The following is a 15,832-nucleotide window of genomic DNA, read 5'->3' on the forward strand; positions in this document are numbered from 1 at the left end:
TATAATTAGCTTAAACGTAATAGTTCAAGAAAGGTAGAGAATATTTATGAGCACATTTATGCTAAAAAATAAACAACTAGACTTTACTCCCGTTAGTAATATATTTATAGAGAAATATATGCCTAAAGCCCGTGGAGAATTTATAAAGGTATATCTATTAATGCTTAAATATAATACTTGTGGTGAAATGGGTGTAACATCATCAATATTAGCTACTTCATTAAATTTGCTTGAATCTGATGTACTAAATGCCTTAAATTATTGGAATGATGAAGGACTAATAAAGCTTATTCCAATTGATAAAATGGGTAATTTTAATATTGAATTTGTTGATTTAGTTAAAGAATCTAAATCTCAAAGTAAAGAAATAAACTTACTTCAAGCATTAAATAAAAATTCAACTAAGGATATGCTAAATGATATTGAAAGACTTTTAGGAAGACCTCTATCTCCTAAAGAAATGACTACTTACTTGAGTTGGCAAGATGATTTCAATTTCTCATCAGAATTAATACTGATTCTTTTTGAATATTGTGTATCTCGTGGAAAAAGTGATTATAGATATATAGAAAAGGTAGCAATGGCTTGGAAAGATATGAATATAACCACAGTCGAAGAAGCTCAAAACTATATCAAGAAAAATGAAGATAAATGGATAAAAATTAGACATATTCTAAATTATTTAGGTATTAAAAATCCTGAATTAATGAAACCACAAGAAGAAATGTTAGATAAATGGATAAATGATTTTAATTTTCCTCTAGATGTTATAGAAAAAGCTTGCAATATATGTTTCCAACGTTTAAATAGAGCAGATTTTAAATACATTGACGGAATCTTATCTAACTGGAATAAGAATAACCTAAAAACAATTGCTGCTATTGAAGAAAAAGATTCAAAACCTTCTGGCATTACTCCATCTAAGGGGAACTATACTAGCAATAATAGCAAAAGATTTATTGGTCAAAATATTAATAATAAATCATCAAAAGACTATGATGATTTGGAAAAAGAACTTTTAGGATGGTATAACAATGATTAAGGGATATCAAGAAAAATTAATGAATATTTACGAAAAAATACGTGAAGATGAAAATCATAATTTAAAAAATAGAAAAAATGAAATTCTTCAAAAAGCTCCTGAAATAATTGAATTAGATAACACGATTCAAAAACTTTCCTTAGCTTTACCTATGGCTATATTAAAAGGTGCATCTGAATCTGATTTAAATAATATTAAAGCTGATATACAAGAGCTTAGAAAGCAAAAATACGAGTTACTAACGGCTTATGGGTATCCTACAGATTATCTGACACTTCATTATCAATGCCCAAAATGCCAAGATACTGGTTATATAGGAACTAAGAGATGTAGTTGCTTTAAAACTAAACTTGTAAATTTATATTATGAAACTTCTAAATTATCAAATAACTTAGCTACTTGTAATTTTAATAACTTTGATATAAGGTTATTTTCTTCTGAAAATAGCGGTAATTATAAAAATTCTCAGCGTAAAAACATGGAGAAAATTTATGAGTTTGTAAGAGGTAATTATTTAGCTAATTTCGATACTGATAATACTAATCTTTTATTTTATGGCGAATCAGGGAATGGTAAAACATTTTTATCTTGGTGTATCGCTAAAGAGTTATTAGATAAAGGATATCTAGTTATATATAAGACATCTAACGATTTGATAAGAGACTTAAGAGAAATAACTTTCAATAATAACTATGTACTTGAAGATTTATTAATAAATTGTGATTTACTAATAATAGACGACTTAGGAGCTGAACAAGTAACAGACTTTTCTACTAATGAATTATTTAACTTAATAAATAAAAAGTTATTAAATAATAAAAAGATGATTATATCAACAAATTTAAATCTTCCAGATATAGAAAAAAGTTATACTACTAGAGTTTATTCTCGTTTAGTTGGTAATTTCACTTTCTTTAAGTTTTACGGTAATGATGTTAGAATAAAGCTTAATCTTGCAAGAATGAGATCTCAACAACAATAAATAATAAGAAAGACGCTTTACTTAAATTAATAATAAATCTTTAAACTATTAATTTTACAAAGTAAAGTGTCTTTTTTATAAATAAATTTAATTTTTGTATTATAATATAAAAACAAAAAAACTCTAGAATTATCTAGAGTTTCATGGAGCTGGTGATCGGAGTCGAACCAACAACCTGCTGATTACAAGTCAGCTGCTCTGCCATTGAGCCACACCAGCATAAATATTATATTTTATCACCAAAATAAAATTGGCGACTCAGAAGGGGCTCGAACCCTCGACCTCCGGCGTGACAGGCCGGCACTCTAACCAACTGAGCTACTGAGCCATTATGGTGGAAACAACAGGGATCGAACCTGTGACCCTCTGCTTGTAAGGCAGATGCTCTCCCAGCTGAGCTATGCTTCCGTATTAAAATGGTGACCCCTAGGGGAATCGAACCCCTGTTACCACCGTGAAAGGGTGGTGTCTTGACCGCTTGACCAAGGGGCCATATAATGGAGCTGGTGATCGGAGTCGAACCAACAACCTGCTGATTACAAGTCAGCTGCTCTGCCATTGAGCCACACCAGCATATTATATAGTTTTTTTAAAAAAGTGGCGACTCAGAAGGGGCTCGAACCCTCGACCTCCGGCGTGACAGGCCGGCACTCTAACCAACTGAGCTACTGAGCCATTATGGTGGAAACAACAGGGATCGAACCTGTGACCCTCTGCTTGTAAGGCAGATGCTCTCCCAGCTGAGCTATGCTTCCGTATTAAATGGTGACCCCTAGGGGAATCGAACCCCTGTTACCACCGTGAAAGGGTGGTGTCTTGACCGCTTGACCAAGGGGCCTAGGCTTTTGTTTATCACTTATTATCTTGTGTACCACTTTTTAAAAAATTGGCGACTCAGAAGGGGCTCGAACCCTCGACCTCCGGCGTGACAGGCCGGCACTCTAACCAACTGAGCTACTGAGCCATTTATGGTGGAAACAACAGGGATCGAACCTGTGACCCTCTGCTTGTAAGGCAGATGCTCTCCCAGCTGAGCTATGCTTCCGTATTAAATGGTGACCCCTAGGGGAATCGAACCCCTGTTACCACCGTGAAAGGGTGGTGTCTTGACCGCTTGACCAAGGGGCCTAGGTTTCTTGCTCGTTCTCTGCCGAGCACATTAACTATAATACATAAAATTAAATATGGTGTCAACACTTTTTAAAAACTTTTTTTTATTTTTTATTTTTAGCTTATCACTATCCACCCTTAAGTCAGCATTTTTACTGGCTTTTCAGCACTTTTATTTTTTTCTACTTTTTTTAAATTTTCTATTGCCATACCATATCTACTTAATGAATCTTCTTTTAATTTTATTTCATTTTGTATTTTTTCAATTTCAAAAAGACACATTTCAAAAAATTCATCTTTATTAATTTCATCTAAAGTTATATTAAATCCTATTTTTTTAAAGTTTTGTCCTACAGCTAAAATTTTAACTGGAATACTATTATTTATAACAGCTATTATTTCTTTTTCCCAAACACCTCTTTTATTCACATTATGTTTATCTCTTAATAAGTTTAAATTGTTAAATTCAATATTTAATTGTGATTCTATAATTTCTAAAAGAGCCTTATATAGTGTTACTGATATTCCTCTATTTAATTTTATTTTTAAAAAATCATTATATTTTATTAAAAATTCATCTACTTCACTTTCTGTGATAAATTCTATCTCATTATTATCAAATACCTTAATACCTTTACTATTAGGATAATTTACTACTACTTGATCATAATTCATCCTTCTAACCTTAAACTCTTTTTCATAATCCTCTAAAGTTTGGTCAATAATTTTAACTAACAATACTCTCACCTCTCAATATAGTATTCCATAGTTTTTTTACTAATATTACTGTGATAGAATTAAGTGAGCTTCCAAATTTCAATTTGGTTAAGCGAACTTACACCTACGAGCGTATGCGAGTAGTGTGTTTCCTTAAACTATTTAATTTTAAATTTAGTTGGTGAAACTTACTCATTCAATCGTATATGAGTATGAGTTTTCTTTAATTCTCCAAATTTTAATTTTGGTAGGCTAACTTAAACCTACAAACATATGCCAGTAGTGTATTTCATTTAGTATTGTTAAATTTTAATTTGCTTTATGAAAATTACACAATATATAGTTAAAAGATAAAAGTTACGAGTTATATATTTAGATTAAAATTAATTTTCTTAAAATATATATTTTCAATAAACTAAATAATAGTTTTATCTCAACTATTAACTTTTGATCATTAACTCTTAACTAAAAAAGTATTTCAAACTTTTTATATAAAACTAATATTAAAGGAGTGTTCTTATTTTGATATATCATGATTTAATAATCGTCGGTGGTGGAGCTTCTGGAATGATAGCTGCTATAACTGCTAAAGATTTTGGGATAGATGTAGCCATTGTTGAAGGTACTGATAGAGTTGGAAAAAAAATATTAACTACAGGAAATGGTAGATGTAATATATCTAATAGATGTGTTGCTGAACCTTTTATTAATTATCATAGTAATTGTGATAATTTCTTTTCGTCTGTTTTAAGTCAATTTGGTGTAGATGATACATTAAATTATTTTTTATCTTTAGGTCTTCCAATAGTTCCTCTAAAAGGAGGAAAATTATATCCACAGTCCCTTCAAGCCTCTTCAGTTGTGGATATTTTAAAAATGTCACTAGAAGATAGAAACATACCTTTATACACAAGCTGCAAAATAAAAGATATCCACAAGGGAAAAGTTTTTAAATTATCCACAAGTAATGAAGAATATAAATTATTCACATGTGAAAACTTAATATTAGCCTGTGGAGGAAAATCTGCTCCAAAAACAGGATCAGATGGTTCTGCATATTATTTAGCAAAAAATTTAGGACATTCAATAACAAAGCTTTTACCTGGAATAGTTCAATTAAAATTAAAATATGAACATCTTAAAGCACTTTCAGGCGTTAAATTTGATGGCTATGCAAAATTATTTGTAGATGATAAAGAAGTCAAAGAAGATTTTGGTGAAATATTATTCACTGATTACGGTATTTCTGGTCCTCCGATACTTCAAATATCAGCTTTAGCGTCTCAAGCTACTAGCAATAGCAAAAAAACAGAAGTTATTGTTGACCTTATGCCAAACTATACAAAAGATGAGTTAATAGATTTCTTAGAATGTCATTTTGCTCTTCTTTCTCATAGACCTATAATAAATGCTTTCATAGGCGTAATAAACAAAAAAATAATACCTGTTCTTTTAAAAGAATGCGGTATTACTGATTTACATATGCCATGTTATGAACTTTCTTGGAAAGAAAAAAACAAATTAATTCAAACGCTAAAAGGTTGGAAATTTACTTGTATCGGTACAAATGATTTCAATCAAGCTCAAGTAACTATTGGAGGAGTTGATGCTTCTGAAATTAATCCAGATACATTAGAATCTAAGATAGTTCCTAATCTATATTTTGCTGGTGAGCTTATAGATGTTCACGGAGATTGTGGTGGATTTAATCTACAATGGGCTTGGAGTTCTGGATATGTAGCTGCAAAATCAATCGCAAATAAATAATGGCAAATTAACAATGGCAAGTGGCAAATTAAGTAGTGAAACTGCTTTGCAGTCTCTTAAAATATATTTTTTAAAAGTCATAATAACTGGCTTTATTTATTAATTTGCCATTCTCCATTTGTCATTTACCATTCTATTTATCCCATTTTGATATTAATGTTGTTAATTCTTTTCCCTCTGCATTTTCTATCTTATGTAAAATAATATATTGATCATCATTTTCTTTAATTTCACATATTGATTTTATTTCATCTCCATAGGAACATTCCTTCTCGAAGACTACGCTTAATTCAACTAAGTTATTTTTATATAATATCTCTACCGGTATTGATTCTAATGCCCATTCTATATATTTAACATTATTAACGTGTGTATTAGAATCTATATCAGTATATCTTACTTTAAATTCTTTTGAGTACATTTCCTCTTTCAATTTTTCTAATTTTGAAACATTTATATTGCACTCTTCTTCTTCACTAACACCATAAAACTCATATTGCTCTACAGGTATTCTTACCGCTCTTCTCTTATTAATATCTATCAATAAAAATATTCCAACTGCTTCAACAATTTTATTACCTTCTTCATCAAATATTTCATATAATCTTGATGCATAAAATTTCTTAAATCCCAAAGCATTTGTAGCTACTCTAATCTTTTCTCCATATTTAGGATATCTATTTATCTTTACATCATACTTACAGAATACCCATGCCAAATTTCTTTCTGTCATATATTCAATTCCTACACCAAGCTTCTCTGATTGCTTCGTTCCTATGTCTGTAAAGTAATTAACTATAGATTCAATTTTGCATTGTAATTTTACATCAACATCATAATAATGAATCTCATATTCTCTTTCAAATCTTTTTCCCACTTAATACGCCCACTTTCCATTAATTTATTGCTAAACATATTTTACCACATAAATTTTATAATATTAAAATTCTAAATTAAGTTTATAATTTAATTTTTATAAAATAATAAAAAAGCCAGCAATGCTGACTTTAAAATACCATATATACTATTATCTATTTAGAGCATCTAATAACTCATTTAAATCTATACCATGAACTCTTGCAGCCTCTTCCACCGTCTCTGCTTGAGCAGATGGACACCCTACGCATCCCATTCCGAATTGCATAAGTACATCAGCTTTATTAACATTAGCCTTTATAACTTCACCAATAGTCATTTCCTTAGTAATCAATACATTCACCTATCCTTTAATAGTGTTTTTATTAATAATTAAATATATTCTATACAAGTTCTCATAATATTTCAAGGTGATTTCTAAATTAAAAAGATGCTTTCTTAATATAAGCATCTTTTTAATATTTTAATATTATTTATTCTTTATGAACTAAATCTAAATCTGCAAATTTAGAGTGTGCTCCAATCCAAGCCATTTTAACAGTTCCAACCGGGCCGTTTCTTTGCTTAGCTATAATACATTCACCAATTCCTTTGTCTTCACTTTCCTTATTATAGTATTCATCTCTATATAAGAACATAACTACGTCAGCATCCTGCTCAATTGATCCTGATTCTCTTAAGTCAGATAGCATTGGTCTGTGATCAGCTCTTTGCTCTGGCGCACGAGATAACTGTGATAAAGCTATAACTGGGCACTCCATCTCCTTAGCTAATGCCTTAATAGATCTTGATATTTCCGATACTTCTTGTTGTCTATTATCACTACCTGAGCTACCAGACATAAGTTGTAAGTAGTCTATAAGTATCATATCAATACCATGTTCCATTTTTATCTTTCTACACTTAGATCTCATTTCCATAACGCTAAGACCTGCTGTATCATCTATATACACTTTTGCCTTAGATAATGGTCCTGTAGCTCTCGCAATTCTTTCCCAGTCATCATCATCTAAATTACCAGTTCTAAGTTTTAACATATCAACATTTGCTTGAGAGCATAATAACTTATAAGCTAATTGCTCCTTAGACATTTCCAGAGAAAATATAACTACACTCTTCCCCTCTTTTAATGCTGCATTCTCAGCTATATTAAGTGAGAAAGTTGTTTTTCCCATTGAAGGTCTGGCTGCTATAAGCACCATATCACCTTTTTGGAATCCAGATGTTTTTGCGTCTAGGTCTTTTATCCCAGATCCAACCCCTGTTATTGCTCCTCTGTTATTAAATAATCTTTCTATTTCTAAAAATCCTCTTTCAAGAACGTTTGATAATGGTTCATACTCTTTAGAGTCTTTCTTTTCAGCTATATCAAACATCTTCTTTTGAGCTATATCAATAACCTTTCCTACATCATCACCGCTATTATAACTTTCCTCTATGATTGCTGTAGATGCCTTAATTAGCTTTCTCAAAGTAGATTTTTCTTCAACTATTTTTATATATGAACTTAAGTTGGCCGTTGTTGGTACAGAAGCACTTAACTCTGATATATAAGTAACTCCACCAGCTTTATCTAAGTTATCAGTAGTCTTTAAATATTCTAATAATGTTACTAAGTCTACAGCCATATCTTGCGAAAACATATGCTGTATAGCCTTATATATTATTTTATGACCATCTCTATAAAAGTCATCTTCTTTAAGCTTTTCAAGAACTTTTGCTATAGCGCTCTTATCTATTATCATAGCACCTATAACAGACTGTTCAGCTTCAATACTCTGTGGTAAACTTCTCATCATTGGTGTTTCCATATAAGTAACCCTCCCTCCTAAGTATCCTAAATTTATTATAACAAAATCTAAAGAAATTTATATTATGTATATTAAAATTCTTTTTTTCACACAATAAAATTAAGCTTCCTACTAAGGAAGCTTAATCCACATTACTTCTCAAATACTATCTCCATAAGTTCCTCTATATTAGTTATAAATTTAACTTCTATATCACTAAGCCCTAGAGGGACTTCTTTTTCATTATCTTTAGGGACAGCAACAAGTTTAATTCCTTTTCTTCTAGCACCATATATTTTTTCAAATATACCACCAACTGGCTTCACAGTACCTCTTAATGAAATCTCACCTGTAATAGCAATGTCTTGACGTATTGGTCTATTAGTAAGAGCACTAATTATACAAACAGTTATAGCTGCTCCTGCTGAAGGCCCATCTATCTTTCCTCCACCAATTACATTAACGTGTATATCATAATCTCTTATATCTTTTTCAGTAATCTTTCTTATAACAGAAGCTGCATTAAATACAGAATCCTTTGCCATTGAACCTGCTGTATCATTAAACTTAATAGTTCCTGCACCTTTTTTTCTTGCAGGGAATACAGCTGCTTCAATCTCTATAGTAGATCCTACAAATCCACTTACTCCTAATCCATATACATGCCCTACTTCAGAACTGTCTAAATTATCTATTCTTTCATAAGGTAAATATCTACCTATAGATAATACCTCTTCTACATCGCTTATCTTTATTATTCCTTTTGTATCTTCCCCTTGAGAGTTATATAAAGAATATCCATAAGCATCTGATAATATATTTACAGCTCTTCTACCTTCAATAGTATATTGACTAATAAGCTTTGCAACACCATCTTCTAAAGTTACTTCTAACTTTTTAGCTGCATTTTCAATTATTCCTTCTATATCTGTAGCAGATAATGGCTCAAAATAAACCTCTGTACATCTTGATCTTAAAGCTGGATTAATTTCACTTGGATCTTTAGTCGTAGCCCCTATTAAAACAAAATCAGCCGGTGCTCCATTATCAAATAAATATTTTATATATTTTGGTATGTTTTCATCATCTGGATCATAGTAAGATGATGAAAACTCTACTCTTTTATCTTCTAAAACTTTTAAAAGTTTATTTTGAAGTATTTCATCTAATTCACCGATTTCATCAATGAATAAAACTCCACCATGTGCATCTGTAACTAAACCTGGTTTTGGTTCAGGTACACCTATCTCAGCTAAGTCTTTCTTACTACCTTGATATATAGGATCATGTACTGAGCCTAATAGAGGATTTGTTATTTCTCTTGGATCCCATCTTAATGTTGTTCCATCAACTTCAACAAACTTTGATTCCTCATCAAAAGGCGTAAATTTAAGTTTTTTAGCTTCTTCTAAAGCAAGTCTTGCTGCTGATGTCTTACCTACTCCTGGAGGCCCATAAAGGATTATATGCTGTGGGTATGGAGATGCCATCTTTGATATTAATGACTTAACAGCTCTCTCTTGCCCAACAATCTCTTCAAAAGTTTCTGGTCTTAAAAGATTCATTACATTTTTATTTATCTTTTTAGCATCAAGCTTCTCAAGCTTCTCAAGCTTAAGTGCTGTTTTGCTATTTTCAGAACCTTTTTGCTTTCTTATTATAGAAAGTCTAAGTTCATCCATAAACTTCTCTTGTCTCTCAACAAGACTCTTTTCAACTTCAGTTTCTATTTGTCTTTGCACATATTTTTTAGCTATATTTTCAGATATCCAATAAACTACATCCTCTAATATATCTCGTGCTGTATCATCATTTGGAACTACCTTCGCTCCTTTTCCATCTGATGCAATAACATTAAGTGCATATATTCTCTCGTTTATTTTTGGTGAATTAACATACTTATTTAACTTAAATCTAACAGTTCTAGCTCTTACAGCACCTTCATCAAGCACATTATTAAGTATCTCAAATAATACATTCACCTTTGACTCTAACGGTAAATCACTATCTAATATATTTTGTAATTCCAAATTAAATCCTCCTTATTGTTGAGGGACAATTATAACCTTTATCTTTGTTGATACTTCTGGATATAATTTAATTTCTACATCATATGTTCCCGCAATTTTTATTGTTTCCATTACTACTTTTTTCTTATCTACTGATAATTTAAATGTTGTGTTAATAACTTCAGCTATATCTTTATTTGTTATAGCTCCAAATAATCTTCCACTTTCTCCTGCTTTAGCTTTTACTGTAACTTCTTTACCTTTTAATTCAGCTGCTAACTTTTGAGCTGCTTCTAGTTCAGCAAGCTTCTTTCTTCTTTCATTTTCCTTTTTAGCATTAACAACGTGTAAAGCATTTGCTGTTGCTTCTTCTGCTAATTTCCTAGGAAATAAATAGTTTCTAGCATATCCATCTGATGCTTCTATAACATCACCTTTTTTCCCCATTTTCTTTACGTCTTGTAATAAAATAACTTTCATCCTATACACCTATCCTTTATCTTTTATTCTTGTCACATTTGTTCTACTTTAAATGCTTTTCTATAGAATTTTTTAAAGCTTCTATAGATTCTTCTATAGAAAGTTTTAATTTAGCTCCAGCCATATTCATATGACCACCGCCACCAAGTTCTTCTAATATAACTTGAACATTAACATCCCCAAGAGAACGTCCACTTATTATTACATTATTATTTATTTCAGCTAAAACAAAGCATACCTCTATTCCTGAGATAGTTAATAATTCATCAGCTGCTCTAGCTACTATAACTGTATTATCAACATTACTTGGACAAACAGCTATCGCCACCTTATTTTTTACATCTGCATTCTTAATAGTATCGGCTATAACTAAATAATCTTCTAAACTATCATTAAACATTTTTTTAACTTCCAATGTATCAGCACCTATAGATCTTAAAAATGACGCTGCATCAAATGTTCTAACTCCAGCCTTAAATTGGAATTCTTTAGTGTCCATAACAATACCAGCTAAAAGCCCTTCAGCTTCAACCTTTGATATTCTAGGCTTTTGTACCATATACTGAATTAGTTCTGTTACCATTTCTGAGGTAGATGATGCATATACCTCAATATAATTTAATAACGTGCCTTCAACTATATCAGGGCTTCTTCTATGATGATCTATAATTATCTTTCTAGACACTTTTTCAACTAAGTCAATATTACTTACATACCCTTTATTATGAACATCTACTACTATTAATAAAGATTTATCATTGATATTTTTTTCTGCCTCATCTCTAGAAATAAATGTTTTATCATACTTGCTATCACTTTTTAACCTACTCATGTAATATTCAATAGCATTTCTATCATTATCTAAAATAATATTACAATTCTTGCCCATTTGCTTTATTGTAGACCATAAACCAACCGCAGCACCTAAGCAATCCATATCTGGATTCTTGTGTCCCATAATTAATACATTACTACTCTCATAGATAAGATCCTTTAATGCATGAGCAATAACTCTTGCTCTTACTCTTGTTCTCTTTTCAAACTCTCTAGTATTTCCACCAAAGAAAATTATCTTTTCATTATTTTTTATGGCAACTTGGTCACCGCCTCTACCTAAAGCAAGCTCCTTAGCAGTAACTGCATTATTATAATTTTCTTGAGGGGTAGATCCTCCTCTTCCTATTCCAATGCTTAAAGTAAGTTCAAACTTATTACCACGTTCAATTTCAGATATTTTTTCTAATATATCAAATTTATTATTTATTTCTTCAGTAATATACTTATCTATGATCGATAATGCATATCTATTAGAACCATATTTAACAATAAGTGCCTTCAACTTTTGAGCATATAAATTAATAGTTCTTTCTACTTCTGCTACGAGTAAAGGTCTTTCACTTTCTTCTGTACTTTCAAGAACCTCAGATAAATTATCTACTTCAATTAACATTACACTTTCTTTAGTTGTATTTAAATCACTCAAATTGCTAACTTCTATAAAATACACTGCATATACATCATTAATAAGTTCATCTTCTCCAATTATTTTGCTAGCATATATACTATAAACATAGTTTTTTACCTTTATACGCTGACTTAAATCTTTATCACATTTCAAAAGCTTTTGTAAATCTATGCTTCTTGTAATACTAACAATATTTTGTACTTCATTATCTTTCAAATCTAATTCATTAGCTAATTTTTTATTTGCCCATATAATATCTCCATTTTCATTAATAAGAGCAATTGGAGCTATCATATTTGAAATATTATCATTAATATTTAATTTAAGCTTAGATACTACTCTTTTATCCTTTTCATCTTTATAACGCTCATTCAAATTTAAGTAATAACTGTATATAATAAACGCCAATAATATAATACTTCCTACTATAAACTTATCATTATAGAAAAATATCATACTTATAAATATAAAAATAGCTGGTACTATCACTTGTTGATAATCCTTAAGTTTTTCCTTCATTGAAAGCCTCCTAAGCCTTATATTATTAACGCTGCTTTATATGATTTTGAAGCTTACTTAAATTTTTACCTTCTCTCTCATATTCATGCTCTTCTGTAATACCAATCTTTAGCTTTTTACTCATATCATCATCAACTTCATCGCAACTATATCCTAACTTTTGTGCTAAAACATAAAGAATTAAAATAGCACCAGATATACAATTTAATATAGAGTCTCTAGCTATATTAGTACCTCTAGTTAAAAGAGTATAAAGATCTCCTATAAGACACAATAAGTTCGCTTTTAATTCTTCTATCATCTTAATATTGGCCATTATATTAAATTCTTCTTTTCTCATTATTTCACCTCTATTCCAATACCCTGTAACTTATATTTTAAAGTTATTTTTATATTAATGCAACTATATAAGGGATTGTATTACAAATTATGTAAATTATTTTTATTTTTATATAACACAAAAGCCCCTGATTCTCAGGGGCTAATAATCTTATTACTATTCTGTTGTAAATGGTAATAAAGCTATGTTTCTTGATCTCTTTATAGCATCTGTTAATTGTCTTTGGTGCTTAGCGCAAGTTCCAGAAATTCTTCTTGGTAATATCTTACCTCTTTCTGTAACAAACTTTCTTAACTTAGCTACATCTTTGTAATCTATTGATTCAGCTTTATCAACACAGAAAGCACATACTTTTCTCTTAGATCTTCTCATTTTTCCAGATCTTTTCATATCTCTCATGCTAGTTCCCTCCTTATAAAATTAATTAGACTTTCTAGAATGGCATATCTCCATCATCTACTGGAGTCATGTCTTCTTCGAAACTCATTCCACCAAACACATCATTGCTTGCTGGAGTAGAATATCCATTTCCGCCACCGAATGAACCTCCATTATTGCCTGCTCCATTACCTTTTGATAAGAAGCTTACACCGTTAAATGTATCAGCAACAACTTCTGTTACATATCTCTTTGTGCCGTCTTTTGCATCATATGTTCTAACTGAGATTCTACCGCTTATTGCAATTTGACTACCCTTACTCATATATTGAGCAGTGTTTTCAGCTTGCTTTCCCCATATTACTACAGGAATAAAATCGGCAGTTCTTTCGCCAGATTTGCTGTTATAATTATCAACTGCTAAAGTTAGTGTTGTTACGGCAGTCCCTGTTCCTGGAGTATACTTTAACTCAGGATCTTTAGTTAATCTACCTATTAGAATTACTTTATTCATTCTTTAACACCACCTACTAGTTTTCTTGTTTAACAATGATATGTCTTATAACACCATCAGTGATTCTGAATATTCTGTCTAACTCACTTGGTAATTCTGGGTTAGCTTCGAAATTGATTAATGTGTAGAAACCTTCGTTAACTTTCTTTATTTCGTAAGCAAGTTTTCTCTTACCCCAGAAATCTACGTTTTCGATAGTTCCTCCACCATTTTCTATAACACCTTTAAACTTTTCGATGTTAGCTTTTACAGCTTCTTCATCAAATGATGGGTGTAGTATAAATATAGTTTCGTACTTTCTCATCATTTTCACCTCCTTTGGACTTAACGGCTGCTACATATGCAGCAGGATTACAATTTAAAAGTTTATCACTTTATGTTGACTATTTCAAGCTTTTTTTATTTTATTCTTTTGTTTTTACTACCTTTTTTGCATCTTTTTGGAATTTACGACGTGGAAGCATTATTATTCTACCACATTCAGTACATTTAATTTTTACATCAGCACCAACTCTTATGATTTCAAAGTTTTTATTTCCACAAGGATGCTCTTTTTTCATTTCTACTATATCACCTAGTTCAAAAGTTTCTATCATTTATAATAGCCTCCTAAAAATAAAATTATTTATTTACAATATAAGTCTTTGGATAAGGAATTTCTATTCCTGATTTATTTAATGCTTCTTTAATTTCTTTTCTTAATTCTCTTTCCATTTCCCATTGGCTTAATGGTTTTGCTCTTCCAATAACCCTAATAGTTATTCCCGATGGATTTAATGAAGTAACTCCTAGCACTTCAATATGCCCTCTTAGCTTATCTTTATGCTTTTCTTCAAAAGCTTCATTAACAGCTTTAATTACATTTGTAGCTTGGTCTATATTCTCTTCATAAGCTATATCCACATCAACTATGAATCTTATATCACCTCTCGAATGGTTAGTAACCTCTAATATAGAACCATTTGGAATAAGGTGTAAATCACCTGTAAAATCCCTTAAAACAGTTGTCCTGATTCCCATACTTTCAACTATACCAGTAAAGTTAGAAATAGTAACGTGATCCCCTACCCCATATTGATCTTCAAATAAAAGAAAAAATCCATTAATTAAATCCTTAACTAAACTTTGAGCCCCAAGACCTATTGCAAATCCCCCAGCACTTGCTAAAGCAACCGGTATCTTTGCAAAAACATCATAAAACATAAGTGCAACCCCAACTAAATAAACAGTATATTTCAGTACACTCTTTAAGACTTCACCTATAGTTATCGCCTTTTGAGGATCTAACGAAAAACTCATTTTACTTTTTACTTGCTTATCTACAAATTTATTAATTATTTTATTACCTATTTTTATAACTAAATTTATAGCTATAAATACGATAACGATTCTCAAAATCACAGAAAGACCTGTTTCTATCCATGAATTTAAAGTATCTGGATTTACTTTTAAACCTTCCCAGCTCCACGCATACTTACCCTCATCTGTTGAAACTATCTTAGCAAGAGCTAAAATGTTATTCACCTACTAACGCCTCCCTATTATTTTATTAATTCATAACATCCGTTATCTCTTTTATATATTGCCTTAAATTCTATGACTTCTTCATTAATTACTCTATTAACGCTTTCTTCATCTTCTAATCTTATACAAATTCCACAACTTTGAGTTATTGTAGTTGGTGTTGGCATAATTCTAAAATTCATCCCTATTTCCTTTAATTTTTTTTCTCCACTCATAGCTGTATGAGTATTCTTAAAAACTATTATGTAATACTTCATCTTGTCCTCCTAAAATCTTCTTCTTAATTATATTATACCTACTTTGTTCTTATAATAAATAT

Annotated in this window: 17 protein-coding genes and 11 tRNA genes; 3 read left to right on the forward strand and 25 right to left on the reverse strand. The window is 30.6% G+C overall.

The window, feature by feature from the left end:
• Positions 1-46 precede the first annotated feature (46 nt).
• Together H8S10_RS06940 and H8S10_RS06945 are read left to right on the forward strand one after the other, a co-directional pair.
• Positions 47-1,042 carry a DnaD domain protein gene (locus H8S10_RS06940; RefSeq protein WP_055266754.1) on the forward strand — a complete coding sequence of 332 codons (996 nt, stop codon included), beginning with the start codon at positions 47-49 and terminating at the stop codon, positions 1,040-1,042.
• On the forward strand, positions 1,035-2,024 hold the full coding sequence (locus H8S10_RS06945; protein WP_186838397.1) for an ATP-binding protein: 990 nt from the start codon (positions 1,035-1,037) through the stop codon (positions 2,022-2,024). The genes H8S10_RS06940 and H8S10_RS06945 overlap by 8 nt, the downstream gene beginning before the upstream one ends.
• A gap of 144 nt (positions 2,025-2,168) precedes the next feature.
• Here the strand turns inward: H8S10_RS06945 and H8S10_RS06950 are convergent.
• The 12 genes from H8S10_RS06950 to H8S10_RS07005 all read right to left on the reverse strand — a co-directional run bounded on the left by H8S10_RS06950 (position 2,169) and on the right by H8S10_RS07005 (position 3,872).
• A tRNA-Thr gene (locus H8S10_RS06950) sits at positions 2,169-2,243 on the reverse strand.
• A gap of 32 nt (positions 2,244-2,275) precedes the next feature.
• Positions 2,276-2,352: transfer RNA gene (locus H8S10_RS06955), tRNA-Asp, on the reverse strand.
• A 4-nt stretch (positions 2,353-2,356) separates the two neighbouring features.
• A tRNA-Val gene (locus H8S10_RS06960) sits at positions 2,357-2,432 on the reverse strand.
• Between the two features lie 9 nt (positions 2,433-2,441).
• Positions 2,442-2,516 (reverse strand) — tRNA-Glu (locus H8S10_RS06965).
• A 6-nt stretch (positions 2,517-2,522) separates the two neighbouring features.
• Positions 2,523-2,597: transfer RNA gene (locus H8S10_RS06970), tRNA-Thr, on the reverse strand.
• Positions 2,598-2,622: 25 nt separating this feature from the next.
• Positions 2,623-2,699, reverse strand: a tRNA-Asp gene (locus tag H8S10_RS06975).
• Between the two features lie 4 nt (positions 2,700-2,703).
• Positions 2,704-2,779: transfer RNA gene (locus H8S10_RS06980), tRNA-Val, on the reverse strand.
• Between the two features lie 8 nt (positions 2,780-2,787).
• Positions 2,788-2,862, reverse strand: a tRNA-Glu gene (locus H8S10_RS06985).
• 49 nt (positions 2,863-2,911) lie between these two features.
• Positions 2,912-2,988: transfer RNA gene (locus H8S10_RS06990), tRNA-Asp, on the reverse strand.
• A 5-nt stretch (positions 2,989-2,993) separates the two neighbouring features.
• A tRNA-Val gene (locus H8S10_RS06995) sits at positions 2,994-3,069 on the reverse strand.
• Between the two features lie 8 nt (positions 3,070-3,077).
• Positions 3,078-3,152, reverse strand: a tRNA-Glu gene (locus H8S10_RS07000).
• Between the two features lie 120 nt (positions 3,153-3,272).
• Complete coding sequence (locus tag H8S10_RS07005; RefSeq protein WP_186838398.1) at positions 3,273-3,872, reverse strand: hypothetical protein; 600 nt, start codon at positions 3,870-3,872, stop codon at positions 3,273-3,275.
• A gap of 501 nt (positions 3,873-4,373) precedes the next feature.
• On the opposite strand from H8S10_RS07005, the gene H8S10_RS07010 reads away from it, so the two are divergent.
• Positions 4,374-5,618: an NAD(P)/FAD-dependent oxidoreductase gene (locus H8S10_RS07010; protein ID WP_055266761.1), complete on the forward strand. Its 1,245-nt coding sequence runs from the start codon at positions 4,374-4,376 to the stop codon at positions 5,616-5,618.
• A 133-nt stretch (positions 5,619-5,751) separates the two neighbouring features.
• Here the strand turns inward: H8S10_RS07010 and H8S10_RS07015 are convergent, their stop codons facing one another.
• The 13 genes from H8S10_RS07015 to H8S10_RS07075 all read right to left on the reverse strand — a co-directional run bounded on the left by H8S10_RS07015 (position 5,752) and on the right by H8S10_RS07075 (position 15,770).
• Positions 5,752-6,495, reverse strand: coding sequence for an acyl-ACP thioesterase domain-containing protein (locus H8S10_RS07015; RefSeq protein ID WP_186838399.1), 744 nt, complete (start codon positions 6,493-6,495; stop codon positions 5,752-5,754).
• A gap of 150 nt (positions 6,496-6,645) precedes the next feature.
• On the reverse strand, positions 6,646-6,828 hold the full coding sequence (locus H8S10_RS07020; protein WP_055266765.1) for a DUF1858 domain-containing protein: 183 nt from the start codon (positions 6,826-6,828) through the stop codon (positions 6,646-6,648).
• A gap of 139 nt (positions 6,829-6,967) precedes the next feature.
• Positions 6,968-8,305: a replicative DNA helicase gene (locus H8S10_RS07025; RefSeq protein ID WP_055266767.1), complete on the reverse strand. Its 1,338-nt coding sequence runs from the start codon at positions 8,303-8,305 to the stop codon at positions 6,968-6,970.
• A gap of 131 nt (positions 8,306-8,436) precedes the next feature.
• Complete coding sequence (gene lonC, locus H8S10_RS07030; RefSeq protein ID WP_186838400.1) at positions 8,437-10,314, reverse strand: Lon family ATP-dependent protease; 1,878 nt, start codon at positions 10,312-10,314, stop codon at positions 8,437-8,439.
• 12 nt (positions 10,315-10,326) lie between these two features.
• Positions 10,327-10,773 carry a 50S ribosomal protein L9 gene (gene rplI / locus H8S10_RS07035; RefSeq protein WP_055266771.1) on the reverse strand — a complete coding sequence of 149 codons (447 nt, stop codon included), beginning with the start codon at positions 10,771-10,773 and terminating at the stop codon, positions 10,327-10,329.
• A 43-nt stretch (positions 10,774-10,816) separates the two neighbouring features.
• Positions 10,817-12,757, reverse strand: a complete 1,941-nt coding sequence (locus H8S10_RS07040) for a DHH family phosphoesterase (RefSeq protein ID WP_186838401.1) — start codon at positions 12,755-12,757, stop codon at positions 10,817-10,819.
• Positions 12,758-12,782: 25 nt separating this feature from the next.
• Positions 12,783-13,097 carry a MazG-like family protein gene (locus tag H8S10_RS07045; RefSeq protein ID WP_055266776.1) on the reverse strand — a complete coding sequence of 105 codons (315 nt, stop codon included), beginning with the start codon at positions 13,095-13,097 and terminating at the stop codon, positions 12,783-12,785.
• A gap of 156 nt (positions 13,098-13,253) precedes the next feature.
• The gene (rpsR, locus tag H8S10_RS07050; protein ID WP_055266778.1) at positions 13,254-13,496 is read right to left on the reverse strand and encodes a 30S ribosomal protein S18; all 243 of its coding nucleotides are present in this window, start codon (positions 13,494-13,496) and stop codon (positions 13,254-13,256) included.
• A gap of 34 nt (positions 13,497-13,530) precedes the next feature.
• A complete protein-coding gene (locus H8S10_RS07055; protein ID WP_055266780.1) occupies positions 13,531-13,989 on the reverse strand; it encodes a single-stranded DNA-binding protein in 459 nt (152 codons plus the stop codon).
• 16 nt (positions 13,990-14,005) lie between these two features.
• Positions 14,006-14,293: a 30S ribosomal protein S6 gene (rpsF, locus tag H8S10_RS07060; protein WP_055266782.1), complete on the reverse strand. Its 288-nt coding sequence runs from the start codon at positions 14,291-14,293 to the stop codon at positions 14,006-14,008.
• 100 nt (positions 14,294-14,393) lie between these two features.
• Positions 14,394-14,585, reverse strand: a complete 192-nt coding sequence (locus H8S10_RS07065; RefSeq protein ID WP_055266784.1) for a DUF951 domain-containing protein — start codon at positions 14,583-14,585, stop codon at positions 14,394-14,396.
• Between the two features lie 25 nt (positions 14,586-14,610).
• Positions 14,611-15,513 (reverse strand): mechanosensitive ion channel family protein, encoded by a 903-nt coding sequence (locus tag H8S10_RS07070; RefSeq protein WP_084759025.1) that lies wholly within the window; start codon positions 15,511-15,513, stop codon positions 14,611-14,613.
• Positions 15,514-15,530: 17 nt separating this feature from the next.
• Positions 15,531-15,770: a DUF3343 domain-containing protein gene (locus H8S10_RS07075; protein ID WP_186838402.1), complete on the reverse strand. Its 240-nt coding sequence runs from the start codon at positions 15,768-15,770 to the stop codon at positions 15,531-15,533.
• Positions 15,771-15,832: the final 62 nt, after the last annotated feature.

It is taken from the genome of Clostridium sp. NSJ-49 (assembly GCF_014287725.1).
Lineage (GTDB): Bacteria > Bacillota > Clostridia > Clostridiales > Clostridiaceae > Clostridium > Clostridium disporicum_B.

Coding starts and splice junctions, on each gene's coding strand:
- rplI (WP_055266771.1), bottom strand. CDS start 10,773: ATGAAAGTTATTTTATTACAAGACGTAAAGAAAATGGGGAAAAAAGGT.
- H8S10_RS07065 (WP_055266784.1), bottom strand. CDS start 14,585: ATGATAGAAACTTTTGAACTAGGTGATATAGTAGAAATGAAAAAAGAG.
- rpsR (WP_055266778.1), bottom strand. CDS start 13,496: ATGAGAGATATGAAAAGATCTGGAAAAATGAGAAGATCTAAGAGAAAA.
- rpsF (WP_055266782.1), bottom strand. CDS start 14,293: ATGAGAAAGTACGAAACTATATTTATACTACACCCATCATTTGATGAA.
- H8S10_RS07040 (WP_186838401.1), bottom strand. CDS start 12,757: ATGAAGGAAAAACTTAAGGATTATCAACAAGTGATAGTACCAGCTATT.
- H8S10_RS06945 (WP_186838397.1), top strand. CDS start 1,035: ATGATTAAGGGATATCAAGAAAAATTAATGAATATTTACGAAAAAATA.
- H8S10_RS06940 (WP_055266754.1), top strand. CDS start 47: ATGAGCACATTTATGCTAAAAAATAAACAACTAGACTTTACTCCCGTT.
- H8S10_RS07025 (WP_055266767.1), bottom strand. CDS start 8,305: ATGGAAACACCAATGATGAGAAGTTTACCACAGAGTATTGAAGCTGAA.
- H8S10_RS07075 (WP_186838402.1), bottom strand. CDS start 15,770: ATGAAGTATTACATAATAGTTTTTAAGAATACTCATACAGCTATGAGT.
- H8S10_RS07045 (WP_055266776.1), bottom strand. CDS start 13,097: ATGAGAAAAGAAGAATTTAATATAATGGCCAATATTAAGATGATAGAA.
- H8S10_RS07055 (WP_055266780.1), bottom strand. CDS start 13,989: ATGAATAAAGTAATTCTAATAGGTAGATTAACTAAAGATCCTGAGTTA.